This is a genomic window from Aliishimia ponticola (assembly GCF_004803475.1).
Lineage (GTDB): Bacteria > Pseudomonadota > Alphaproteobacteria > Rhodobacterales > Rhodobacteraceae > Aliishimia > Aliishimia ponticola.
Genome location: NZ_SRKY01000005.1, coordinates 214,625 through 237,978, shown reverse-complemented (window position 1 = coordinate 237,978; position 23,354 = coordinate 214,625). Strand labels below are relative to the sequence as shown.

The following is a 23,354-nucleotide window of genomic DNA, read 5'->3' as shown; positions in this document are numbered from 1 at the left end:
GATGACCTATTGGCGGCCCGCGCCTTCCACTTGGGCGAAAAACCGGGCGAGACGCGGCCACACGCTGCGTTCTGCGGCGCGCGACTTGAACAGGCGCGCATGGGTGAAGTCTTCGCCATCGCTGACCGCATCGCACAGGTGAAACTGCGCCGACGGACCAAAGGCCTGCGCCAAGGTCCGGCATCCGTCGGGACGGGCGATGGTGTGATCGGCAGCCCCGGCAAGGGCAAGGACGGGCAGGTCCAGCATTGCCAGCCCCGGAAAGATATCCGCACCTGTCCGGTCGGTAATCCGCCTTGCCCGGTTGAAGGCAAGCCAATGGGACAGCAGCGCACTGCTTTCGTTGCAGGGGCCAAGCCCCAGACGCCGCGCGGGCCAATACCCGAAAATCCGCCCCCAAAGCGCCCAAAACCTGACGCCCCAATAGTCCACCCGCCGTGCGTCCGTCAGATGCGTAGCTTGCGTCGCAATCAGGCTGAGACTGGCGATGGAAGGGCGCAGAGTCGCCTCCATGCTGGCGAAGGTCAGCGCCAGCCCGCCTCCGGAATGGGCAACAAGATGCAGTGGCCCGATCTGGCGCAGGTGGCGCAACGCGCTTGCGATCTCTCCCTCCGCAAGGTCGTGGAAATCGAAACGTCCCGGCTGCCCGCCCCGTCCGCGCCATTCGGCCACGTAAACGGGATGTCCCCGACCGGCGAGATAGCTGGCGAGCGGCGCACAGGTCGCAGCGTTGGAGAACGTGCCATGGGTCAGCAGGACCGGCAGGCCGACGCCATCGCTTGCCAGCCGCAGCAACCGCCCCGGCCCGGTGTAATCGGTGATCTCCTCCATCATCGCGTAGGACGGTGTCCCGGCGCGCTGCACCCGGTCAAGCGTGACGGTGCGACACGAAACCCGCTTGCGCAGAACGCTCAGCGAAATTATCTGGCCTCAATGTTCACAATCGCCGCGCTATATCACTTCACCCGGTTCGACGATCCGGCTGCCATCAAACCCGCCTTGGCCACGCTGTGCGAGGCTGAAGGGGTCAAGGGCACGCTGCTGCTTGCGCAGGAGGGGATCAATGGCACCATTGCGGGGCCGCGTGCGGGGATCGATGCGGTGCTTGCGCATATCCGGTCCCTGCCCGGTTGTGCGGACCTGGAGTGGAAGGAAAGCACCGCCTCTGACGCGCCGTTCCGCAAGATGAAAGTCCGCCTCAAGCGCGAGATCGTGACCATGGGCCAGCCCGATGTCGATCCCCGCGCTCGGGTCGGACATTACGTGGACCCTGCCGAGTGGAACGCGCTGATCCGCGACCCCGAAGTCGCCGTTATCGATACGCGCAACGATTACGAGGTCGCTATCGGCACATTTGAAGGTGCCATCGACCCGAAAACCGAAAGCTTTGGGGCGTTCCCCGCGTGGTGGGAGGCGAACAAGGCCCGCTTCCACAACAAGAAGATCGCCATGTTCTGTACCGGGGGCATTCGCTGCGAGAAGTCGACCAACTACCTGCTTGGTCAGGGGGTGGAGGACGTCTACCACCTGAAGGGCGGCATCCTGAAATATCTTGAGGATGTGCCCGCAGAGGACAGCACGTGGCAAGGCGAGTGTTTTGTTTTCGACGGGCGCGTCAGTGTCGGCCACGGTCTGGAAGAAGGGCCCCACCTTCTGTGCCATGCGTGCCGCCGTCCGATCCTTCCCGAAGATCAGAAGCGCGCTGAATACGAGCATGGCGTAAGCTGCCACCACTGCATTGATGAGACGTCAGAGGACGACAAGCGCCGCTTTCGTGAACGTCAAAAGCAGATCGAACTGGCCAAGGCCCGCGGGACGGAACATCTTTAAGCCAGTTGCGCCGCCCGAGGCCGCGTGCGCGCCAAAAGCCACAACATGATCGCGATGTTCAGCGCATTCCATGCGATGCCATTGAGAAATGCCGCTTGATACGAGCCGGTCACGTCGAAAATCCAGCCCGACAGCCAACCGCCCAGCGCCATGCCCAGAATGGTCATCATGATGACAAAGCCGACACGCGCGCCTGCTTCCCGCGCGGGCATGTATTCCCGCACCACCAGCGCATAGGACGGTACGATGCCCCCCTGGCTCAGACCAAACACGGCAGAGACGACGTAAAGCGGCACCAGCCCATCATAGGGCAGGTAGAGGAATAGCGCGATGCATTGCAGGACGGACCCGATCAGCAAGGTTCGGACACCGCCGAGCCGATCCGCGACCAACCCGGAAATGATCCGCGACACCACACCGCCGAGCAGCATGATCGCCAGCATTTTCTGACCGGCCGCCGGCCCATAACCAAGCCCCACGCAATAGGCGACGATATGCACCTGCGGCATCGACATGGCGACACAGCACCCGATCCCGGCCAGCCCAAGCAAAAGCGCCAGCATTCGGGGTGTCAGCCCAGTGGTTGCCGCACGCGCTGTCGCGGCGGCTTCGGCGGTCTGATGGGCATTTTCAGGCAATCGGCGCCGAAGGGTCATGGCCAGCGGGATCATCGCCAGTGTGACAAGCGCCATCCACAGGTACACAGCGCGCCAGCCGCCTGTCTCTAGCACGCCGGACATCGCGGTCGGCCAGAACGCGCCGGAAAGGTAATTGCCCGACGCCACAAGCGCCACCGCGATGCCTCTTTGCCGGTAGAACCAATGGGATATATCCGCGATCAAGGGGCCAAAGCCCACCGCTGTTCCCAGCCCAAGCACCAGATGCATGGCCGAAAGCAGCGCAACACTTTGCGCAAACGCGGACAGGACATAGCCTGCGGCGATGACCACCGCCGCGATCTGGATCGACTGGGCAGCCCCCAGACGGTCGACCATGCGCCCGACAAGCAGATTTCCGGCGGCAAATCCGATCATCGTCAAGGTATAAGGCATCGACGCTGCCGCCCGGCTTGCGTCAAAATCGGCCTCGATATCGGGCAGCAGGGCGACGATCATCCAGATCCCGGTATTGGCGATCAGCGCCACGAGCAGCGTCAGGCCGAGCCTGCCCCATGAATAACGGCTGTCGAGTATTTGCTGCGAGCGATCCATGGCACCAATAGCCGCCATGCAGCGGGTCAGGACAACCCTAATACAGACATTTCAAACCATTAAACTCCGAGTAACACCTGTCGCGTATACCCGTCCTCGGGTGAAACATAGGTGGTGGATATGAGCGCGGACAGCAATCTCGCGCCCATTATCATCAAGAAAGTCAAAAAAGGTGGCGGTGACGGGCACCACGGTGGTGCTTGGAAGGTGGCGTATGCCGACTTCGTGACCGCGATGATGGCTTTCTTTTTGTTGATGTGGCTATTGAACGCAACGACGGAAAAACAACGCAAGGGGATCGCGGATTACTTCTCGCCGACGATCGCGATTGCGCGAGTCTCGGGTGGTGGGAATGGCGCCTTGAACGGCGACAGCGTCATGGCCGAAGCGACCTTGTCCAAGAACGGGCGCGGTGCGACGACCCTGAACCCGACAGAGGCGCAGAAAGCCCGCGGGCTTGATGGCCAATCCGGCCGGTCCGAGGCCGAGGACGAAGCCTTCAAGGAGCTGGAAGAACAGCTCATGGGCCATGGCGGGGAATCTCTGGTCGCGGAAAACGCGCTGAAGCACATCATCACGCGCGTTACCGATGAAGGCCTTGTCATCGAACTGTTTTCTCTCAACGGTCGCCCACTGTTTCAGGAAGGCACCGACGCGCCGACGCAGCTTCTGGTCGATCTGGCCCGTCTGGTGCATGGCGTGTCCAAAGCGGTCACGAACGAAGTCGCGGTCGAAGGGCACGTGGCCTCCGAACCGATTGTGAAAGCGCATAGCGAAGTTTGGAAAAAGTCCGCAGCCCGGGCCGATATCATGCGCGAATTGCTGGTCGATAGCGGCATGCGACCGGACCGCTTGCGCCGTGTGACGGGTCACGCCGACCGAGAACCATCGGTGCCTGACCTGATGGCAACGCGGAACGACCGGTTGGAAATCATCTTGCTTCGCGATGTCGGCGGATGAACCGCCGCGGCATTTGCAGACGATTTTATCTGTTAGCGCTGTATTAAGCCGGGCCGCCTATCTGTTGCATCGACTAGGGACGATGCAGCAGAAAGGTGTATCCAGATGACGATTTCTTCTTCCCTCAATGCGGGCGTTATGGCGTTGTCGGCGAATGCGACGAAACTCGCAACGATTTCCGACAACATCGCGAACGCATCCACATACGGGTACAAACGGGTGGAGGCTGAGTTTTCCTCCATGGTAATCGACTCCACCGGGGGCTCTTACTCCGCCGGTGGTGTTCGTGCGACGTCCCACCGCCTCGTCGATGAACGTGGCGCGTTGGTGTCCACCAGCAACGGCACGGATTTGTCGGTGCGCGGGCAAGGCATGCTGCCTGTCGCGCAACTCTCTGAAATCGAGACGGATAATGGCGATCCGCAAATGTACCTGACGACGACCGGGTCTTTCCGGCAGAACCAGGACGGCTACCTGACAACCGAAACCGGTTTGGTTCTCATGGGTTGGCCGGCCGATGCGGATGGCACGGTGCCCAACTTCCCACGGGATTCTTCCGACGGTCTGGAACCGATCCAGATCAACGTGAACCAGTTCACCAGCGATCCCACCACCAGCATCGATCTTGGCGTCAACCTGCCCGCGACATCGACGGAGGTGGATGCCGATATCGAAACCGAAGTTCTGTCGATCGAATATTACGACAACCTTGGCACTTCCGAGAGCCTCAACATCACCTTCACGCCGACCGTGCCCGTTTCCCCGGCGACGGATGCATCGAATGAATGGACCATGGTGCTGACCGATTCCGCTTCTGGCGGTGCGACGATTGGCGAATACACCCTGACCTTCAGCGATGGCTCCACCGATGGCGGCACGCTCGCCTCCGTCGCAACCATTTCGGGCGGGACGTATGACGCAGCTGAAGGAACCATCATCGTCAATGTTGATGGTGGCCCGATCGAAATCGACATCGGCACCATTGGTGACGCGGATGGCCTGTCGCAACTTTCCGATAACTTCGCGCCGGTTTTCATCAACAAGGACGGCACGCCAGTCGGCAACCTTGTTGATATCGAAGTCGATGCGAACGGAACGCTATCCGCCTATTTCGACACCGGGATTACACGAACCATCTATCAAATCCCGCTGGCTGACTTGCCGAACCCGAACGGGATGACCGCGTTGGACTTCCAGACATATCTGCCTTCGGTGGAAAGCGGCAGCTTCTTCCTCTGGGATGCAGGTGACGGGCCGACAGGCGATATCGTCGCCTTCTCTCGCGAGGAAAGCACCACTGACGTCGCCAACGAATTGACCGACATGATCCAGACCCAGCGTGCGTACTCCTCGAACGCGAAGGTCATCCAGACGGTCGACGAGATGTTGCAGGAAACGACGAACATCAAACGCTAACTCTAGCCGCCGACACAGGATAACCTGACATGACACTTTCCTCTGCTTTGAATAACGCGCTGTCCGGGCTGAATGTGGCCAGCCGCGCGACCGATGTAATCGCATCGAACATCTCCAACGCGACGACGCCGGGTTACGCCCGGCGCACGCTGGAAGTGTCAGCCACATCCGGGAACCTGGTCGGCGGCGCAACAGTTACAGGCGTCATTCGCCACAGCGATCCGGCGCTTTTGGCATCACGGCGAGAGGCGGAGGCGGACCTTGGTTACGCCACCGCCATCAACAGCTTCATGACCAACCTCGAATCCGCGCTCGGTACGGCGGACGACCCCGGCGCTATCACGAATTTGATCGCTGACCTCGACGCGCGCCTGCTTGAAGCATCCAGCCGACCCGATGCTACCGAACGGCACGCGGCTGTCGTCAATGCCGCGAACAGCCTGATCACGGCAATCAACACGACCAGCGACGAAATCTCCCAGATGCGCTCCGAAGCGGATGCCAGCATCGACGCACAAGTCACGCGTTTGAACGCGGCGCTGCAAGAGGTCGAAGAGCTTAACGGCAAGATTGCAGGCCTGAATATCAGCAATGAGGACGACAGTTCTCTGATCGACCTGCGGCAACAAGTCATCGACGAGATCAACGAGATCGTGCCCGTGACCGAAGCCCAGCGCGATTATGGCGGCGTGGCACTCTACACCGATGCCGGACTGATCCTCATCGACGGTGCCGCGCGCGAAATCTCCTTTGATTCCGTCAACCTTGTAACGCCCGAAATGACCTTGGAAGACGGCAATCTTTCTGGTCTGACGATGGGCGATCTGACCCTTCGCACCGGCTCTGCCAATTCAAGCGTTCCGGGTGGGACGCTCGCCGCGCAGTTCGAAATTCGCGACGAATTGGGAACCAGCGCACATGAACAATTGGACGCCTTTGCGCGCGACCTGATCGAACGGTTCCAGGACCCGGCTGTCGATCCCACGCTCGCGGCGGGGGATCCCGGCCTTTTCACGGATGGCGGATTTGCATTCGACCCAGCAGATGAGGTCGGTATCGCTTCGCGCATCTCTCTGAACGCGGCGGTCGATCCAGCGCAAGGCGGCGAAAGCTGGCGCCTTCGGGACGGGCTGAATGCAGTCACATCCGGACCGGTTGGCCAAGCCTCGCTGCTGAACACATTGCGTGCCACGCTTTCCGTTGAAAATACGCCCGCTTCCGGCAGCTTTGGCACCGGCGCGTTTTCACTGCCGGAACTGGCGAGCAGCTTGCTGAGTCAAGTTGGCGTTGACCGCCTGTCGTCAGAGCAAAGCCTGAGCTTCGCGTCAGCCACGTATTTCGAAATGTCGCAGGCCGAGAACGCCGCTGGTGTCGATACCGACCAAGAGCTTCAGCAACTGATGCTGATGGAACAAGCCTACTCCGCCAATGCTCGGATGCTGCAGGTGGTTTCTGAGATGATGGATACCTTGATGGAGATTGGATAATGCCAGTAAATTCCTACGGCGACCTCGCACGCGCCTATGCATTGCGAAATCAAAGCACTCTCCTGAAAACGGAGATCGAAAAGCTGAATCTGGAGCTTTCGTCGGGACAAACAGCGGATATTGCGGATCATTTGGGCGGAAGCTATTCACGCCTTACGAGCATCGAACGGGATATGCGTGTTCTCGAAGGGTTCGACGTATCCATCAGCGAGGCGGAACAATACGCCGATCTTGCGCAGGCACAGCTTGAGCAGATCAGCGACGTCTCCGCCACATTCGCTCGCAGTGTGATAGCAGGTGACTCCAGCAACTCGGTCTCCTCGACCGAGGCGCTGGCCAATGAAGCGCGCGTACAATTTTCGACGGTCGTCTCACTTCTTAACTCCGAAGCGGCGGGGCGTAGCCTTTTCGCCGGCGATATGACCGATCAAAACCCGTTGGTAAGCGCGTCCGATATCCTGACGGAGATCGAAGCCGTCGTCGCCGGCGCGACATCCGCCACCGACGTGGAAACCGCGCTGGATACCTGGTTCGCCGACCCGCTGGGGTTTGACGCATTCGCCTATACGGGCAGCGATACCGCGCTCGCGCCTTTCCAGATGTCGGAGTCCGCAGAAGTCAGCGTCGACATCCGTGCAAACGACGACGTTTTCAAGAACACTCTGAAGTCATTGGCGATGGCTGCAATGGCAACCTCAAGCGGGGTCACCCTTTCCGGCACTGACAAGAGCGCTCTTTTCCGTGCGTCCGGAGAAAACCTTCTGACGGCTGAAACCAACATCGTGTCGCGACAGGCAAGTGTTGGCTTGCTTCAAGAGCAGGTCGCAGGCTGGAAAGTTCGGAACCAGACCGAGATGTCGGGACTGGAATACGCCAAGTCAGCGCTTCTGTCGATCGATCCCTACGAAGCGGCAACCGAACTTGAAGCCGCGCAGTTCCAACTCGAAAGCCTCTACACGGTGACCGTGCGGTTGTCACAACTCTCATTGGTGAATTTCCTGAGATGACCTTTTTTCGAATCCTCATCGCGGTCCTGATGATCGCCACCCAAGCCACCGCCGGACCAGTCCGTATCAAGGATCTGGTGAATTTCGACGGCGTCCGCGGGAATGACCTTGTCGGCTACGGACTTGTCGTGGGCCTGAACGGAACCGGCGACGGTCTGCGGAACTCTCCGTTCACCGAAGACATCATGTCGAACATCCTCGAACGGTTGGGCGTGAATGTCACGGGCGAGCAATTCCGCCCCAAGAACGTGGCTGCGGTACTCGTCACTGCGACGCTGCCGCCGTTTTCACGGACTGGCAGCCAGATCGACGTGACGGTGTCTGCCATCGGCGACGCAAGCAGCCTGCTCGGCGGCACTCTTATCATGACACCCTTGAACGCAGCGGACGGAGAGATCTATGCGGTGGCGCAGGGCACGATCATTGCTGGCGGCGCGGTGGCGGAAGGCGACGGCGCCGAAGTTACGCAGGGTGTGCCCACGTCTGGCGTCATCCCATCGGGTGCGCGGATTGAGCGTGAGGTAGACTTCGACCTCGACTCGCTTGGTGACATGCGCCTTGCCTTACGTGAAGCAGACTTCACGACGGCCGCACGGATCGAACGCGCCATCAACGCGGAATTTGGCCGGTCGGTCGCATTAATGTTGGACGGCGGCACGATCCGACTAGATGTGTCTGCCACTCGCGCCCGTTCCGTGGCCCATGCACTGGGGCGAATTGAAAACATCGAAGTAGAACCGGAGCTGCCAGCCAGGGTGATCGTGGATCAACGGTCTGGAACAATCGTCATGGGCGAGGATGTCCGTATTTCGCGCGTCGCCGTATCGCAAGGCAACCTGACGCTACGGATCGCCGAGCGTCCTGTGGCCGTCCAGCCGAACCCGTTTGCGGAGGGGGAGACTGTTGTCCTGCCGCGCACAGAAGCGGAAATCGAGGAAGAACCGGGCATCGGCCTCGCCGAAGTGCCGGAAGGAACCTCGCTGTCCCAAGTGATTGCCGGGCTGAATGCCTTGGGTATCGCGCCTCGCGACATGATCGACATCCTGAAAAGCATCAAGGCGGCTGGCGCGCTCCACGCGGAATTCATCGTCCGCTGAGCGCGCCAACGCGCGACTTTTGATAACGCCCTCGTGCTTCGCACGGGGGCGTTGTCTTGTATGCAGAGCAGCATGTGTTTGTGATGCGCGGGTCCCATAGCCCCCTGACCAACATTTGTGGGTAGCTTGCTATTGGCGTTGGTCCAAACCGTAAAGCGGTCATTGACCTAGCATCGTCCAAGGCCAGCGAGGTGCACGCCACTAAGTGTGGCTGCATTCTGCGTTACGCTCGTGGCAACACACCCTCGAGCGTGCTGCCACGAGCGACCAACCACTCTTTGTCAGGGGAAATAGCTTCGAACGAGGCTTCCTGCGATCAAGCTCCAGCCATCGGCAACAACGAAGAAAGCTAGCTTGAAGGGCAATGAGACGATTGCCGGGGGCACCATCATCATGCCCATGGACATCAGCACTGCGGCGACCACGAGATCGATGATGAGGAAGGGCATGAACACAAGGAACCCAACCTGAAACGCGCGCGAGATCTCGGAGAGAAGGAAGCTCGGTATCAAGACCGACAGCGGCGCATCTGCGGTCGGCGCAAGGCCGACAGTTCCCGGCCTCAAATCAGCCATGGCCGTGAAAGTATCAGCGTCCAAACGATTAACCATAAATCCGCGAAACGGCTCCAACGTGCGGGAAAACGCGGTTTCGATATCGATCTCTTCACGCGTCAACGGTCCAATGCCCGCGTCCCAAGCGGCCATGAAAACAGGCTCCATGATGAAATACGTCATGAAAAGCGCGAGGCTGACGATCAACATGTTTGGCGGGGATTGCTGCAACCCGATTGCCTGGCGAAGGATCGACAACACTGTGATGAGAAACGGAAAGCAGGTGACCATGATCGCGATCCCCGGTGCCAGGCTCAGCACCGTGATCAAGGCGAACAATTGAATTGTCCGCGCAGAAAGAGATTCCCCATCCCCTATTGAGATGGAGATATCTTGCGCGGATGCGACCTCAGGCAGGAACATAACCGCACCTGCGAGAAGCAGTCGTAGCAGCATGTTCAACTCAGCCCACTTTTCAGATCGATGATCTCGGTCAAGCGGACGCTCAGTTCGCCACTACCTTCTTCGCCGGTCTCCTCGAGCGTTCCACGGGCGATAAGTCGATCGCCGACAAAAAGCTCCACCGGATCGTCAACTTTGCGATCCAGCTCGAGCACAGCGTTTTGACCCAGCTTCACCAAGTCGCGGATCATCGGCTTCGCTCTGCCGACGGAGACAGTGACTTCAATCGGAACGGAGGTGAAGGGGTTCGATGTTTCTGCCGATGCCGGTGTCTCAGACATGACTGTTTCCTTCTTCAACTGACTTGTGGAATGCGTCGATTGCGGCGGAAATCTCTGATATCATCGCCGGCAAATCGATCTGCTTTTCAATGCGGCCGAGTTTCAGCTCAGCTTGGCCCGGGGACAGCTGAGGATTTCCGTGCACTTCGATTTGATCTGACCCTTCGCTTTCTAGACGCGAAGTGACAGAGGCGACCTCGCTCGGCGCAACCGTGATCGACACGTCTTGATCTGTGGCCTGGCGCACTGCGTTCGTCAGCACGGACACGACATGATCCACCAAAACGCGGTTCGCTACCTCCGGAAGGACTTTCGCGGCAATCTCTTTGAAGAGGCTCTCCGAAGCCTGCATAAAAGACAGCAACACGTCTTCTCGCGTCACGCTCAACGCGGCCAAATTCTGCTTCAGCGCATCGGACACGTACTTGCCGCTTTGCACCTGTGCCGTAACCGCATCATCCCAACCCGCGCCATATCCCTCTTCAAAAGCTTTGAGCTTCAGGTCTTCGACATCTTCGACTTCGAGCGGTTTGACCTCGACCTCCGGAATGGGATCGCGGCCAAATTCTTCGAATAATTGAGCTACCGCCATCACGCGACCTCTTCCTTATCTTCCAACCAGTTACGCAGAATTTCGACAGTCTCGGTTTGCCGTTCTTCGATCATGTTCCGAAGGCGATCTGCAGGGTTCCCGCTGGCATCACCGCCCATCATCGGAAGTTCGGGCAAGGTTCCTGCGCCGCCACCGAAATCCAGAGGCGGGAGACTGCCGGCGGGTTCATCGATTTGTCCGTCAAGACTGGGCAGGTTAAGGCCTTCATCCGAGCCACCCGCCTCTGCCGGAAGCGCCAGAGTTTCGCTGGTTTCCGCTTGAGCCCCGCCCGAAAGCAGCGGCCGCACCACGAACAATCCAAGGATAAGCGTGACCAGGGCCAGCACTGCCATCTGGATCACGGACATCAGATCAAGCGCCACGCCATCGAACAGTGAACTCGTCGCCTCTGTCCCCATGGGCGCCACGGCGAGCAGCCCCATCGATTTGATCGTAATGACATCGCCCCGCGTTTCATCGAAACCAACGGCCGATTCGACGAGCTCCCGCAACGCCGCCATTTCCTCTTCACTGCGGGGTTCGTTTTCAATTTCCCCGGCAGCGTTTTCGACCTGCGTGCCATTCACCAGGACCGCCACGGTCAGGCGTTTGATCGCCCCCGGCGCACGGACGATTTCGCGTTCTGTTTCAGATACTTCATAGTTCACCCGCTCTCGTGTTTGGCTATTCTGAGAGCTAGAACCGTCACCACCAGCAGCATCACCGTCGGGCAGATTCGACGCGACGGTCACCTGCCCCTGAGCGGCTTGCGAGGATGCGTTGCTGACCTCTTCCGTATCCGTGCTGATCGCGACGCGACCCTCCGGATCAAAGCGGCGTTCGCGAATTTCTTCGCTTTCGGTCACTGTGTCGACACTCACCTCGACGATGGCATTTCCCGGCCCAACGCGCGCTTCCAGAAGGCGTTCCACCTTTTGCTTCAAGCGGTCGGAGCGATCCTCTGCCGTGTCTCCTGGTGCGTCCTCTTCGGTGTTGCCAAAAAGCGCGCCATTCGCACCGATCACCGCAACATCCTCTGGCGACAAACCGGCGACAGCGGAAGCCACCAGAAACTTCAAGGACTTCGCTTGAGCGGCGCTAAGCTCCCCGCCGACGGGGTTCACCGCGACCGAAGCCGTTGGTGTCACGCCCCGCTGGAACGGGTTCGACCCGCCATTGGCGATATGGACACGCGCGGACGAAATATGCGGCGCCGCAACGATCGTACGCGCAAGCTCGCCCTCCTTGGCACGCCAATAAGCCGCATCGAACATCTGAGAGGTCGTGCCGAACCCATTGAGACTGTCGAGCAGTTCATAGCCCCCCGAGCTATTCGCTGGCAGCCCCTCACTCGCAAGTGTCATGCGCAGTTCGTCACGCTGCCGCGTCTCGACGAAAATCGATCCCCCGCGGATGTCGTAGTTCATGCCACGCGCTTCGAGAGACCGAACGACTTCTCCGGCAGCCGACGGCTCCAGACCGGCGTAAAGCAGACTCATCGTTGGCGCCGACACGATCCGCGTCATTGCGAGAATCGCGAAGAAAATACCCAAAGTGGCCCCGACCGTGATCACCCTACGCCCTGGCGAGAGCCCCATCCATACATTCAACAGCTGCTGCACTAGTGCCTCCGTCTGCTCGGGCCTTCTGCCCTGCTTCTGCAACCGTGATAGACTGATCTCGCTTAACAATCGGTTAGTGCCTACAGGTTAATGATGGTCCCGCCAGAAATAGGTGGAAGACCCATGTCCGAAGCAGTTGCCGAAGAAGAAGATATCCCGACGAAATCCTCGAAAATGCCTTTGATCATAGGGCTTTTGCTTGCCATCATTGGTGGCGGCGGCGGCTTCTATGCCACGTGGTCCGGGATGATTCTCGGTCCGGCGGAACACGTTGAACACGCGGAGGAGATCGAAGAGGTCGAAGGGCTTCCGCCGATCGACTTCGTTGAAATCGAACCGCTGACCATTGCGCTATCCAGCGGCCCGCAACGCAGCCATCTGCGCTTCCGCGCGCATCTCGAGGTGCCGACCGCTTACAAGGAAGACGTGCAGCTATTACTGCCGCGCGTCGTCGATGTGCTGAACAGCTACCTACGTGCGCTCAAGGTCTCCGATATTGAAGACCCTTCTGCGCTGGCGCGTCTGAGGGCGCAAATGTTGAGACGTGTTCAGATCGTGACCGGTCAGGGCCGGGTCAAAGACCTTCTCATCATGGAATTCATCGTAAACTGACAGGACCGGACATGAGCTTGATTGCAGATATCCTCCTCGCAGCGGGTGCCTTGGGTGCCGCTTTCTATTGTTATGTTCTTGGCCGCAGGCTGAGAAAGTTCAACGACCTTGAAAATGGAATGGGCGGCGCGGTCGCAGTTCTATCGGCGCAGGTCGACGACCTGGAAAAAAGCCTTGCAGCCGCCCAAGCTACCGCTGCTGGCTCCACCTCGGAATTGGAAGCACTGACGCATCGGGCCGAAGACGTGCGCCGACAACTCGAACTGCAAATCGCAGCGCTTCACGACGTGGTGCCTGAGCCAACGCCACAGCCAGCAGCGTCAGACATAACGCACACCGCTCCGCCGCCAGAAACGAATGAACCCATGTTCGTTCGGCATCGGGCAGCCGGGAGAACCCAATGATGAAGCTGTTCAAACGTAAAAAGACCAGCGGACGGAGCCGGGGCACCGTCGGGATTTTGGCCGGCTTGCTTGTCGCATCTGCCGTGATCCGCATTGCCTCTGATGTTGGTCCCGTAATGGCAGCGGCAGCGCAGAAAACGGAGGCCGTGGAAGAGCCTGTGAAACCGGCACCTGCCAAGTCAGAAGAGCCGTCGCACGAGGAATTAAGTGCGATGCTGCGCGCATTCGAGGCCCGGGAAAAACGTATCAAACAGCAAGAGCTACAGATCGAAAAACGAATGAATGCGTTGGCAGTCGCGGACCGCAAGATTGAGGATCGTCTCGCCGAATTGAAAGCCGCTGAAGCGGAACTGCGGGCCACGCTGGCATTGGCAAGTACCGCCGCCGAAGATGATTTGGCACGGTTGACAGCGGTATACGAAAACATGAAGCCGAAGACCGCAGCCGCCTTATTTCAAGAGATGGCTCCCGAGTTCGCCGCCGGCTTCCTTGGCCGGATGCGCCCGGATTCGGCGGCAGCTGTAATGGCGGGTATGCCGCCCGAGGCCGCTTATCGGGTCAGTGCGATCTTGGCGGGCAGGAACGCGAACGTTCCGAAGAACTGATTTTGGTCGATTGAGAAGTCTTTCTTAAGCCGAATCTGAAACAAGCTTCTTAGTAACCTCGCAGGGGCGTCTCATGATCGGAATCGTTGGTATTATCGTAATTTTTGCCATGGTGTTCGGCGGCTATCTCGCCGCCGGTGGCAAGATGGGCATCATCATCAAAGCCTTGCCGTTTGAGTTCATGATGATTGGTGGCGCCGCAGTCGGGGCGTTCTTGATCAGTAACGACATGTCCGGTGTCAAACACACGCTGAAAGACGTCGGCAAGGTATTCAAAGGCCCAAAGTGGAAACACGATGATTTTAAGGATTTGCTGTGCCTGCTCTTCGAACTGATCCGGCTTGCGCGTCAAAACCCAGTCGGAATTGAAGAACACATCGAGGCACCGGAGGAGTCCTCCATTTTCTCGAAATACACCAAGATTCTTGGCGACAAAGAGGCGATCGCGCTGATCTGCGATACCATGCGATCCGCATCAATGAACTACGACGACCCGCATCAGGTTGAGGAAGTTCTTGAAAAACGCATGGAGGCGAACCTGCATCACGCCATGCATTCAAGCCACGCGCTTCAGACAATGGCGGATGGTCTCCCGGCATTGGGCATTGTTGCCGCCGTTCTGGGCGTGATCAAGACAATGGCCTCCATTGACCAGCCGCCCGAAGTACTCGGCAAACTTATCGGCGGCGCGCTTGTCGGAACGTTCCTGGGTGTGTTCCTGGCTTATGGTCTCGTCGGTCCTTTCGCGGCGAAAGTCAAAACCGTGACAGAAGAAGAAGCCCACTTCTATCAATTGATCAGAGAGGTCTTGGTCGCGAATCTCCATAACCACGCCACGAATATCTGCATTGAGGTCGGCCGCCAAAACACGCCGTCCCATTGCCGCCCGTCCTTTTCTGAACTCGAAGAAAGCCTCAAGGCGGTCAAGCAGGCAGCAGCATGATCCGTCACGTCGCACTCTTGTTGGCTCTCCTGTCAGGTCCTGTTTTTGCAGAAACTGTGTATGTGCGCGCAGGCGACCACGTTGGGTTCACAAGGATCGTGTTGAACGCGGTGCCAAGTTCCAACTTCGACTACGCGCGAACGGGCGGTGGCGCGTCAATCCGGTTTCCGGGTTTTGATGTCGATTATAGAGTGGAAACCGTCTTTGAAAAAATCACGCGGGAACGCTTGAGCGATGTTCGCTCTGAAGCCGACGCGCTGCTACTGGAAATTGCCTGCCAGTGTGACACTCGGATTAGCTATCAAGAACCCAATCTTGTCATTCTGGAGATCTTCGAAAGCGATCAAGTCGAGAATGCTACGTCTGATGCCGGACCTGCGTCCCAAGTAAATTTGGGTTTCCCGGAAGCTGTCTTGGATAGATCCTCAAGACAGACTGGGGGGTTGAATCGTTTTCCTCCAGAGCCTGTCGTTGTGCCAATAGAGCTACCTCAGAGGACAGCGGCAGCACCCGCCACGCCGACTAATGACAATGAGCTTGGCAATCCGGCGGATCAGGCATCCAAGCAGGAAGATCCTGTCGAACTTCCAATTCTTGTCGGTAGACCCGATCGAGGCCAGACTCTTCCCCCATCCTTTTTACCGTTAGACAATCAAGGCGGCGCGGAAACGAGAACACTCGACGCCGCTGTGTTGCCCGAAAGCCTAAACGACCTTCAGCAGCAACTTGCTGAACAAATCGGTCTGGCGGCAACCCAAGGTGTACTCAACCCAAAGGCGGCGAACCCACCGAACGGAAGAAGGGTCTCATCCAGGATTGACCCGAGAGACGGATCGAGTAATGCAAATGGGTCACGGATCGAACCGTTGCTCAACCGCGAAAACCGTCAAGGCGATAATCTATCGTCGACCAGTAGCGTGATACGTTCCAATATATCGATCCAAGGTGAACGATTGACGTCTGAGGGCCTTAGTTGCTTGGATGAGGAACTATTCAACGTTTCAACGTGGGGCGAACCAGGTGCCTTTGATGAGGCGATAAGTTCATATCGCGAGCAGCTCTACGGAGAGTTCGATGCGCTCAATAAGGATGCGCAACAGGCCCTTGCGAAAAGTTACGCATATTACGGATTTGGTGCTGAGGCGCTCCAAACATTGAGTCTGGATGATGGTTGGGGCGAAGAAGAAGCGGCAATCTATGCGGTCGCTACCATTCTGGAAACTGGTGCGGTGCAGGATGTAGCTGACCTCGCTCGGTTTGCAGAATGCGATGATCCCAGCGCTATCTGGTCGATCTTGGCCATGTCTGCGCCGACATCGTCCGACTCCGTCAATGCAAAAGCCGCGCTTAGAGCGTTGAACGAACTACCAATGCATCTGCGCGCAATCGTTGCACCCGAACTAAGCAATCGCTTCCGCGCCTTGGGTGATGTCCGTTCCGCATCCTTGGCGATGCGGACCCTTTCCAGAGCAAAAGATGAACCCTCCGCCGCTGCTCAATTGGAAGCGGCTGAGGTAAGGTTGGAAAAAGGCGACGAAGCCGGCGCGGACGATCAACTGGAAACCGTAGCAGCAAGCGGCACGCTTGAAGCGCCGTTGGCATTGATCCGTCTGATCGAACTGAAAGCCGCGAACCGGGAAAGGGTGTCGCATGACATGGCCGTCCTGGCGTCGGCTTATGCGCAAGAGTTCCGAGATTCGGAAATCGCCGATGACCTGAACAAGGCGCATATCATTGCGCTATCACGGTCCGGCGACTTCTTGGAGGCGTTTCAAGCACTTGAGGAAAGTGCCAAAAGCGTTTCGACGCCTGAACTCATCGCGCAACTCTACAGAACTCTTCAGGAGGACGCGCCCGATGTGACTTTCCTGCAAAAAGCGCTTGGGCTGCCGGAACCCCATAAGGGCCAGATACCAGCGCGAACGAAACTATCGATGTCAGAACGGCTTTTGACGTTAGGCTTTAGCGATGAGGCCGATAGCTTGATCGCCGAGGTCGACCCGTCGATTGCGCCACGCCAACAGCAACTCTTGCGCGGGCAGATACATCTGGCAAAGGGGTTCTATCGGCAAGCTTTGGCGGCGGCGGAAACGTTCTCCGGACCGGAATTCGACCAACTCAAAGCCGACGCCCTATATGCATCCGGCGCGTTCGAAGAGGCCGCTGACCTATACGCCGCTTTGGGCGACGATGCTGCCGCGGAAGAAGCTGAAGGTCGAATCCAATCTGAACTCCAAGAAGCTCTATCAGATCCGTTGACGACTAGCGCCCAATCAGGTGGCGAGAACACTCCGACAGCCGCGGACGATCGTGGACCGCTGTCTCAAGCCGAGTCGTTGATCTCCGGTTCGGAGGATCTGGCAAACGAGCTGAACCAACTTCTTACCGCGCCCGAACTTCAGGTGGATGCAGGCCTTTAGCGCTTACCAATGGTAAAGGAAGATCACTTAGGCTGCTGCTTAGTCGACTGACAGGAGTCTCGACATGCAGAACGCATGCACCACAAATAAAACAATTCTTTCACCGAAACGGCATGACCTTTTCGGCGCGGCTTCCAACATGGGAATCGCGCGCGAAGCTTTCCTTCCTCGTAAACACATCGGTTTGATCTCAGCGCCGCTGCGCTGCAATCACCGTAAGTAAGGATACGAGTAGTGAAGAATTTTTCTCTGAGTTCCCTCTACAATCCCACCGTCCTGCTGGCTTTCGCTCTGATGGCGATCATCGTGATGATGATCCTGCCAGTTCCAGCGTTCTTGCTGGATATCGGATTGGCGACCTCGTTCTCGCTGGCGATCCTGATTTTCACCGTCACGTTGTTCATCGAACGGCCTTTGGACTTTTCCGCATTCCCCACGATCCTACTGGGATCCTTGATGCTGCGATTGTCACTGAACGTATCATCGACAAAGCTGATTATCGGCCAAGGCCACACCGGAACCGGCGCGGCGGGTGACGTCATCGAGGGTTTCGCACAGTTCGTTATGGGCGGAAGCGTCTTTTTAGGGCTCGTGGTCTTCTGCGTTCTGCTTATCGTGAACTTCATGGTGATCACGAAAGGCGCCGCGCGGATGGCGGAAGTGGGCGCGCGGTTCGCATTGGACGGTATGCCCGGCAAACAGCTGGCCATCGACAGCGACGTCGCCGCAGGATCAATCGATCATGAGCAGGCCAAGGCGAGACGCGAACGGGAACAACAGGAAACGACGTTTTTCGGCTCGCTCGACGGTGCGTCGAAATTCGTCAAAGGCGATGCCGTCGCCGGACTGTTGATCACATTGCTGAATCTCGTCGCCGGATTGATCATGGGCACCGTCGTGCATGGCATGCAATTCGGTCAAGCCTTCGAAACATACGCGATCCTTACAGTTGGTGATGGCTTGGTCTCCCAAATCCCCGCGGTGATCATTTCGATCGCATCGGCGCTCTTGCTCGCGCGCGGTGGCACGACCGGGGCAACAGACCTCGCAGTGTTTCACCAATTGGGAAAACACCCTGCTGCGCTGTTCTCGGTCGCCGCTCTTCTCTTCCTGTTCGCGCTCGTCCCCGGCCTCCCATTTGTGCCCTTTGTTGCGGGTAGCATTGGGCTTGCCGCACTGGGATATTGGAAATCCAAACAAATAGAAGCGCGGCCTGAAGAAGAAAAAGCAGAGCCTAAAGACATCATCCCGGCCGAGCGCCCCATCGGCGATTTGCTGGAACTTGATGACATCCACGTGGAATTCGCGCCCGACTTGGTGAACATGGTGCTTGATCCGGGCACCGGCCTTGACGCGCGGATCGTGAATATGCGGCGGCACGTGGCCACCGCGTTTGGCGTCATTCTGCCTGAGATTCGGCTTTCGGATCATGCTGGCTTGCCCTTCGGAACTTACGTCGTTCGTGTTCAGGGCGTGGAACAGGCGCGGGGACATCTGGAAACCGACAAGGTCATGGCCCTGCTCCCGGAAGGCGCGGACAAGGGCGTGCCGAATGTCACGCCAGAACCCGTTTACGGCGCCCCCGCCAAATGGATTTCACAAGATGATCGGGAACGCGCTGCTCTTGAAGGGATGACACTGGTCACACCGACTGAAATCCTTGCAACGCATCTGTTGGAGGTGATCAAACGTAATCTGTCCCGACTGCTGACGCTGAAATCTCTGCGCCGGATTTTGAACGAACTGTCGCGGATCTCTGATCCGGTCCGGGCGGATGCCAACAAAAAGCTGTTGGATGATCTGATCCCCGAAAAAGTTCCGATGGATATCCTGCACGCGGTCCTACGACTTTTGCTGGATGAACAAGTGTCCATTCGCAACTTGCCGCTGATCCTTGAGGCAATTGCCGAAGCGCGCATGTTCCATGCCTCTCCCGAAGCGATCTGCGAACATGTGCGTCACCGCCTTGGCTTCCAACTGATCGCGGAGTTACGCCGTGACGACGGGACCGTTCCATTGGTGCAACTGGCCCCCGAGTGGGAGGATACGTTCGCCAACTATCAACTCGGCGATGGCAAAACCAACGGCGACATTGCGCTGCCGCCCGACCTGTTCAACTCGCTGGCCGATGGCGTGGCCGACAAAATTCGCACGGCGAATGAACGCGGTCTGTTCCCGGCCCTCGTCACAAGCACGCAGCGTCGCAGGTTCCTCAAAACGCTCGTCAAAGCAAAGGGTATTTCTGCGCCCGTCCTGTCGTTCGAAGAGATCGGCACGGATGCGCGCCCGTCGCTTGTTGGCGTGGTGCCCGCCTGATGGAGGTCATCACCGCCCTGATACCTTTGCTCGAAGGGCAAGCGACCACCGCGTTTGCGGTGTTCCTGAGGATGTCGGCGTTCTTCTCGTTGATGCCCGGCTTCGGAGAGAGGTCCGTACCGACGCGCGTCAAACTGATCCTGTCCTTCGCAATGACCATGGTGGTCCTGCCTTCCGTCACGCGGATCGACCCGTCGGATCAGACCACGCTCCTGATCCTGTCTGAGATTACAACCGGGCTTATTTTCGGGCTGGCACTGCGGTTGTTCGTACTGGCCTTGCAAACTGCGGGCGCGATTGCCGCGCAGGCCACGTCCTTGTCGCAACTTCTTGGCGGGAACGGCTCCGATCCGATGCCGGCAATCGGGCATATCCTTGTCGTCGCGGGGCTGGCATTGGCGGTGATGACTGGCCTGCACATCAAGGCCGCGCAATTTTTCATCGTCAGCTACGAATTGGTCCCGGTGGGCACCTTCCCCAACCCCACGCTATTCAGTGAGTGGGGCATTCAGCGGGCGGCCTACGCGTTCACCCTCGCCTTCTCTCTTGCCGCGCCGTTTGTGTTGCTGTCGGTTGTCTATAACCTCGCCATCGGGGCGATAAACCGCGCGATGCCGCAGCTTATGGTGGCGTTTGTCGGCGCCCCTCTCATCACGGCGGGTGGCTTGGTCATGCTTATGCTTGCCGCCCCACTGATGCTCACCGCATGGATCGAAGCGATGGACAGGTTCCTCGCCGCTCCCTTGTCGGGAGCGCCATAAAATGGCCGGGCAGGACGACGATTCAGACAAGCCATTCGAACCGACGGCGCGCAAGCTTCAGGAGGCGCGCAAGAAAGGCGACGTTGCGAAATCTCAGGACCTGAACACGACGGCGTCTTACATCGGCCTTTTCCTCGCGCTGTCGATCGGGGGATCCGGCATCATGATGCACGATGCCACCGGGTTGATGGTCCTTCTCGATCAAGGCGCGCAACTGGCTCCGCTGTTTTTCGACGGACGTGCGGCAGCGCCTATCGGGCAGATGGTGCAGGGCATGACCGGTTTCCTTACGATGTTGCTGCTTATTCCCGCCGCGGCGGTACTGCTGAGCATGGTCGCACAGCGGAGCATCACCTTTGCCCCGTCAAAACTGGCCCCGAAACTGAACCGGATCTCTCCGATCAGTATCGCCAAACAGAAATTCGGCATCACAGGGTTGTTCGAGTTCTTCAAAAGCTTCCTGAAACTGACGATTTTCAGTGTCTGCCTTGGCATTTTCATCAATGCGGAACTGCCGCGCATCGTGCTGACGCCGCGCCTCGAAGCGGCACAGTCGATGACCTACCTTGCGGATATATTCATCCAGTTTCTCAGCATCGTCATCGTCGTTTCGGCTGTCATCGGCGCCGTCGATTACCTGTTTCAGTACAACGACCATCGGCGCAAACTGATGATGAGCCGCAAGGAAATCATGGACGAGATGAAGGACAGTGAAGGCGATCCTCATCTCAAGCAGGAACGGCGTCAGCGGGGCCGAGACCGGGCCTTGAACCAAACGTTGAAAAATGTGGAAACCGCCGATGTGGTCATCACCAACCCGACGCATTACGCAGTCGCGCTGCATTGGTCGCGGTTGCCGGGCGAAGCGCCGAAATGCGTTGCGAAAGGAACCGACGAAACCGCGCGCGCAATCCGTGAACGTGCGATGGAACATGCGGTTCCAATCCATGAAGACCCGCCAACAGCGCGCGCGCTCCATGCCACGGTCGATATTGATCAGGAAATTCCACGGGAATTGTATCAAGCAGTTGCCGCCGCGATCCGCTTCTCCGAATCCATGCGCAATCGCGCCCAGACCCGGCCTTACTGATGTCAGATGAACTTAGAACCTTGCTTCAACTGGAAAAAATCCGAAGCACGAAATCGCAAAAGGCGCTGATGGATCTTCAGGTGGAAGAGAACCGCCTGCGCGGCCAGATCGAAACGCTGAAAGAGCACCGGCGACAAAGCCACACGACTGACACCGCGTTGATGCCGATGCGCGCAATTGGCGCTTTGGTCCAATGGCAGGCGTGGATCGACCGCACGCAGGGAGAGCTTAATATCGACCTAGCCAAAGTGATGGCCCGCAAGGCGCCCGTCCTGCGCAAGGTGCGCATCGATTCCGGCCGGCGGGACGTGGTCGCCTCGCTCGCGGATCGGTCAGATATGGAAGCGCGGGAAGAGGCCCGATCACAGCAGTTGCAAACTGTTCTGGATCAAGCTGCGGTCCGGGCGGCACTTACGAAGTAACGGTGCGCCGCCCGGAAAGATCATTGGTTATCCGCCGAAGTCATCCAGCATGATATCGTCACGGTCCACACCAAGCTCAAGCAGCATGTTGATGACCGATTGGTTCATGATTGGCGGACCACACATGTAGTATTCGCAATCTTCGGGCGCCGGATGGTTTTTGAGGTATTCTTCGTACAGAACATTGTGAATGAAGCCGGTATACCCCGTCCATTCATCCTCCGGCAGCGCGTCCGACAGGGCGACGTGCCAGGTGAAGTTCTCGAACTCCTCGTCAAGCTGGTCGAAATCCTCGACGAAGAACATCTCTTTCTTCGAACGCGCACCGTACCAGAAGGTGATCTTACGATTGCGGTTCTTGAGGCGCTTGAGCTGGTCAAAGATGTGGCTCCGCATCGGGGCCATACCCGCACCGCCACCGATGAAGATCATCTCTTTTTCGGTCTCGCGCGCAAAGAACTCGCCGAACGGACCAGAGATCGTCACCTTGTCGCCCGGCTTCAGGTTGAAGATGTAGGACGACATTTGGCCCGGCGGTATGCCTTCCGTGCCCGGCGGCGGTGATGCCACGCGGACGTTCAGCATGATCACGCCCTTCTCATCCGGATAGTTGGCCATGGAGTAGGCGCGTTCAATCGGCTCGGACACCTCGGAATGGTATTGCCACAAATTAAACTTGTCCCAATCCTCGTGGTATTCCTTGCCTATGTCGAAGTCCTTGTAATCCAGCGAATGCGCCGGGGCTTCGATCTGGATGTAACCACCCGCGCGGAAGTTCACGTCCTCGCCCTCGGGCAATTCCAGCACAAGGTTCTTGATGAATGTCGCCACGTTGTCGTTGGAACGGACGGTGCATTCCCATTTCTTGACGCCGAACACCTCTTCGGGGACTTCGACTTCCATGTCCTGCTTGACGGCGACCTGACACGACAGGCGATCGCCACAGGCTGCTTCACGCTTGGTGATGTGGCTTTCTTCGGTCGGCAGGATCGATCCGCCGCCAGAGTGGATCCGGACGCGGCACTGCGCGCAGGTTCCGCCACCGCCACAGGCCGACGGCACGAACAGTTTCTGTTCCGCCAGCGTCTGCAGCAGCTTGCCCCCCGCCGGAACAGAGATCGTCTTTTCGCCGTTGATGGTGATGTTGACATTGCCGGTCGACACCAGACGCGAGCGCGCCGCAAGGATCACACCGACAAGCGCCAGCACGATCAGGGTGAACAGCAAGATGCCAAGTGCGAAAGTTGTCATCGTCGCGCCCC

At 58.3% G+C, this 23,354-nt stretch carries 22 protein-coding genes; 15 read left to right on the top strand and 7 right to left on the bottom strand.

Going from position 1 to position 23,354, the window contains the following annotated elements; translation table 11 throughout:
• Positions 1–6: 6 nt before the first annotated feature.
• On the bottom strand, positions 7–834 hold the full coding sequence (locus E4Z66_RS17765) for an alpha/beta fold hydrolase (protein WP_136464397.1): 828 nt from the start codon (positions 832–834) through the stop codon (positions 7–9).
• 99 nt (positions 835–933) lie between these two features.
• On the opposite strand from E4Z66_RS17765, the gene trhO reads away from it, so the two are divergent.
• Positions 934–1,830 (top strand): oxygen-dependent tRNA uridine(34) hydroxylase TrhO, encoded by an 897-nt coding sequence (gene trhO, locus E4Z66_RS17760; RefSeq protein WP_136464396.1) that lies wholly within the window; start codon positions 934–936, stop codon positions 1,828–1,830.
• Here the strand turns inward: trhO and E4Z66_RS17755 are convergent.
• Positions 1,827–3,059, bottom strand: coding sequence for an MFS transporter (locus E4Z66_RS17755; RefSeq protein ID WP_246036071.1), 1,233 nt, complete (start codon positions 3,057–3,059; stop codon positions 1,827–1,829). The genes trhO and E4Z66_RS17755 overlap by 4 nt on opposite strands.
• 102 nt (positions 3,060–3,161) lie before the next feature.
• On the opposite strand from E4Z66_RS17755, the gene E4Z66_RS17750 reads away from it, so the two are divergent.
• The 5 genes from E4Z66_RS17750 to E4Z66_RS17730 all read left to right on the top strand — a co-directional run bounded on the left by E4Z66_RS17750 (position 3,162) and on the right by E4Z66_RS17730 (position 9,008).
• Entirely contained in the window at positions 3,162–4,001 is an 840-nt protein-coding gene (locus E4Z66_RS17750) for a flagellar motor protein MotB (RefSeq protein ID WP_136464395.1), read from the top strand.
• A 105-nt stretch (positions 4,002–4,106) separates the two neighbouring features.
• On the top strand, positions 4,107–5,417 hold the full coding sequence (locus E4Z66_RS17745; RefSeq protein WP_136464394.1) for a flagellar hook protein FlgE: 1,311 nt from the start codon (positions 4,107–4,109) through the stop codon (positions 5,415–5,417).
• A gap of 29 nt (positions 5,418–5,446) precedes the next feature.
• Positions 5,447–6,904, top strand: a complete 1,458-nt coding sequence (gene flgK / locus E4Z66_RS17740; RefSeq protein ID WP_136464393.1) for a flagellar hook-associated protein FlgK — start codon at positions 5,447–5,449, stop codon at positions 6,902–6,904.
• Positions 6,904–7,911: a flagellin gene (locus tag E4Z66_RS17735; protein ID WP_136464392.1), complete on the top strand. Its 1,008-nt coding sequence runs from the start codon at positions 6,904–6,906 to the stop codon at positions 7,909–7,911. Before flgK ends, E4Z66_RS17735 begins: the two co-directional genes overlap by 1 nt.
• A gap of 29 nt (positions 7,912–7,940) precedes the next feature.
• Positions 7,941–9,008 (top strand): flagellar basal body P-ring protein FlgI, encoded by a 1,068-nt coding sequence (locus E4Z66_RS17730; RefSeq protein ID WP_425456163.1) that lies wholly within the window; start codon positions 7,941–7,943, stop codon positions 9,006–9,008.
• A gap of 281 nt (positions 9,009–9,289) precedes the next feature.
• On the opposite strand, the gene fliP is transcribed toward E4Z66_RS17730, so the two are convergent.
• From fliP to fliF, 4 genes are read right to left on the bottom strand one after another with little or no spacing between them, the layout of a single operon-like run.
• Complete coding sequence (gene fliP / locus E4Z66_RS17725; protein ID WP_136464475.1) at positions 9,290–10,018, bottom strand: flagellar type III secretion system pore protein FliP; 729 nt, start codon at positions 10,016–10,018, stop codon at positions 9,290–9,292.
• Positions 10,019–10,020: 2 nt separating this feature from the next.
• Positions 10,021–10,305 (bottom strand): FliM/FliN family flagellar motor switch protein, encoded by a 285-nt coding sequence (locus E4Z66_RS17720; protein ID WP_136464390.1) that lies wholly within the window; start codon positions 10,303–10,305, stop codon positions 10,021–10,023.
• A complete protein-coding gene (locus E4Z66_RS17715; protein ID WP_211097187.1) occupies positions 10,298–10,900 on the bottom strand; it encodes a FliH/SctL family protein in 603 nt (200 codons plus the stop codon). Before E4Z66_RS17715 ends, E4Z66_RS17720 begins: the two co-directional genes overlap by 8 nt.
• On the bottom strand, positions 10,897–12,519 hold the full coding sequence (fliF, locus tag E4Z66_RS17710) for a flagellar basal-body MS-ring/collar protein FliF (protein ID WP_136464388.1): 1,623 nt from the start codon (positions 12,517–12,519) through the stop codon (positions 10,897–10,899). Before fliF ends, E4Z66_RS17715 begins: the two co-directional genes overlap by 4 nt.
• A 123-nt stretch (positions 12,520–12,642) precedes the next feature.
• On the opposite strand from fliF, the gene E4Z66_RS17705 reads away from it, so the two are divergent.
• The 9 genes from E4Z66_RS17705 to E4Z66_RS17665 all read left to right on the top strand — a co-directional run bounded on the left by E4Z66_RS17705 (position 12,643) and on the right by E4Z66_RS17665 (position 22,092).
• Positions 12,643–13,131, top strand: coding sequence for a flagellar basal body-associated FliL family protein (locus E4Z66_RS17705; protein WP_136464387.1), 489 nt, complete (start codon positions 12,643–12,645; stop codon positions 13,129–13,131).
• 11 nt (positions 13,132–13,142) lie between these two features.
• Positions 13,143–13,535, top strand: a complete 393-nt coding sequence (locus E4Z66_RS17700) for a DUF6468 domain-containing protein (protein WP_136464386.1) — start codon at positions 13,143–13,145, stop codon at positions 13,533–13,535.
• A complete protein-coding gene (locus E4Z66_RS17695) occupies positions 13,532–14,140 on the top strand; it encodes a MotE family protein (protein ID WP_136464385.1) in 609 nt (202 codons plus the stop codon). Before E4Z66_RS17700 ends, E4Z66_RS17695 begins: the two co-directional genes overlap by 4 nt.
• Positions 14,141–14,213: 73 nt before the next feature.
• Positions 14,214–15,083 carry a flagellar motor stator protein MotA gene (gene motA, locus E4Z66_RS17690; protein WP_136464384.1) on the top strand — a complete coding sequence of 290 codons (870 nt, stop codon included), beginning with the start codon at positions 14,214–14,216 and terminating at the stop codon, positions 15,081–15,083.
• Entirely contained in the window at positions 15,080–17,503 is a 2,424-nt protein-coding gene (locus E4Z66_RS17685) for a tetratricopeptide repeat protein (protein ID WP_136464383.1), read from the top strand. The genes motA and E4Z66_RS17685 overlap by 4 nt, the downstream gene beginning before the upstream one ends.
• A gap of 294 nt (positions 17,504–17,797) precedes the next feature.
• Positions 17,798–19,819: a flagellar biosynthesis protein FlhA gene (gene flhA / locus E4Z66_RS17680; protein WP_246036078.1), complete on the top strand. Its 2,022-nt coding sequence runs from the start codon at positions 17,798–17,800 to the stop codon at positions 19,817–19,819.
• The gene (locus E4Z66_RS17675) at positions 19,819–20,580 is read left to right on the top strand and encodes a flagellar biosynthetic protein FliR (protein WP_136464381.1); all 762 of its coding nucleotides are present in this window, start codon (positions 19,819–19,821) and stop codon (positions 20,578–20,580) included. Before flhA ends, E4Z66_RS17675 begins: the two co-directional genes overlap by 1 nt.
• Before the next feature lies 1 nt (position 20,581).
• Entirely contained in the window at positions 20,582–21,670 is a 1,089-nt protein-coding gene (locus tag E4Z66_RS17670) for an EscU/YscU/HrcU family type III secretion system export apparatus switch protein (protein ID WP_136464380.1), read from the top strand.
• Positions 21,670–22,092, top strand: coding sequence for a hypothetical protein (locus tag E4Z66_RS17665; RefSeq protein WP_136464379.1), 423 nt, complete (start codon positions 21,670–21,672; stop codon positions 22,090–22,092). Before E4Z66_RS17670 ends, E4Z66_RS17665 begins: the two co-directional genes overlap by 1 nt.
• A gap of 27 nt (positions 22,093–22,119) precedes the next feature.
• Here E4Z66_RS17665 and nqrF read toward each other — a convergent pair whose 3' ends face one another.
• The gene (nqrF, locus tag E4Z66_RS17660) at positions 22,120–23,343 is read right to left on the bottom strand and encodes an NADH:ubiquinone reductase (Na(+)-transporting) subunit F (RefSeq protein WP_136464378.1); all 1,224 of its coding nucleotides are present in this window, start codon (positions 23,341–23,343) and stop codon (positions 22,120–22,122) included.
• Positions 23,344–23,354 lie beyond the last annotated feature (11 nt).

Excerpts from the sequence above, each read along its gene's own strand:
- E4Z66_RS17765 (WP_136464397.1), bottom strand. The coding sequence starts at position 834 with ATGATGGAGGAGATCACCGATTACACCGGGCCGGGGCGGTTGCTGCGG.
- trhO (WP_136464396.1), top strand. The coding sequence starts at position 934 with ATGTTCACAATCGCCGCGCTATATCACTTCACCCGGTTCGACGATCCG.
- E4Z66_RS17755 (WP_246036071.1), bottom strand. The coding sequence starts at position 3,059 with ATGGCGGCTATTGGTGCCATGGATCGCTCGCAGCAAATACTCGACAGC.
- E4Z66_RS17750 (WP_136464395.1), top strand. The coding sequence starts at position 3,162 with ATGAGCGCGGACAGCAATCTCGCGCCCATTATCATCAAGAAAGTCAAA.
- E4Z66_RS17745 (WP_136464394.1), top strand. The coding sequence starts at position 4,107 with ATGACGATTTCTTCTTCCCTCAATGCGGGCGTTATGGCGTTGTCGGCG.
- flgK (WP_136464393.1), top strand. The coding sequence starts at position 5,447 with ATGACACTTTCCTCTGCTTTGAATAACGCGCTGTCCGGGCTGAATGTG.
- E4Z66_RS17735 (WP_136464392.1), top strand. The coding sequence starts at position 6,904 with ATGCCAGTAAATTCCTACGGCGACCTCGCACGCGCCTATGCATTGCGA.
- E4Z66_RS17730 (WP_425456163.1), top strand. The coding sequence starts at position 7,941 with ATGATCGCCACCCAAGCCACCGCCGGACCAGTCCGTATCAAGGATCTG.
- fliP (WP_136464475.1), bottom strand. The coding sequence starts at position 10,018 with ATGCTGCTACGACTGCTTCTCGCAGGTGCGGTTATGTTCCTGCCTGAG.
- E4Z66_RS17720 (WP_136464390.1), bottom strand. The coding sequence starts at position 10,305 with ATGTCTGAGACACCGGCATCGGCAGAAACATCGAACCCCTTCACCTCC.
- E4Z66_RS17705 (WP_136464387.1), top strand. The coding sequence starts at position 12,643 with ATGTCCGAAGCAGTTGCCGAAGAAGAAGATATCCCGACGAAATCCTCG.
- E4Z66_RS17700 (WP_136464386.1), top strand. The coding sequence starts at position 13,143 with ATGAGCTTGATTGCAGATATCCTCCTCGCAGCGGGTGCCTTGGGTGCC.
- E4Z66_RS17695 (WP_136464385.1), top strand. The coding sequence starts at position 13,532 with ATGATGAAGCTGTTCAAACGTAAAAAGACCAGCGGACGGAGCCGGGGC.
- motA (WP_136464384.1), top strand. The coding sequence starts at position 14,214 with ATGATCGGAATCGTTGGTATTATCGTAATTTTTGCCATGGTGTTCGGC.
- E4Z66_RS17685 (WP_136464383.1), top strand. The coding sequence starts at position 15,080 with ATGATCCGTCACGTCGCACTCTTGTTGGCTCTCCTGTCAGGTCCTGTT.
- flhA (WP_246036078.1), top strand. The coding sequence starts at position 17,798 with ATGGCGATCATCGTGATGATGATCCTGCCAGTTCCAGCGTTCTTGCTG.
- E4Z66_RS17675 (WP_136464381.1), top strand. The coding sequence starts at position 19,819 with ATGGAGGTCATCACCGCCCTGATACCTTTGCTCGAAGGGCAAGCGACC.
- E4Z66_RS17670 (WP_136464380.1), top strand. The coding sequence starts at position 20,582 with ATGGCCGGGCAGGACGACGATTCAGACAAGCCATTCGAACCGACGGCG.
- E4Z66_RS17665 (WP_136464379.1), top strand. The coding sequence starts at position 21,670 with ATGTCAGATGAACTTAGAACCTTGCTTCAACTGGAAAAAATCCGAAGC.
- nqrF (WP_136464378.1), bottom strand. The coding sequence starts at position 23,343 with ATGACAACTTTCGCACTTGGCATCTTGCTGTTCACCCTGATCGTGCTG.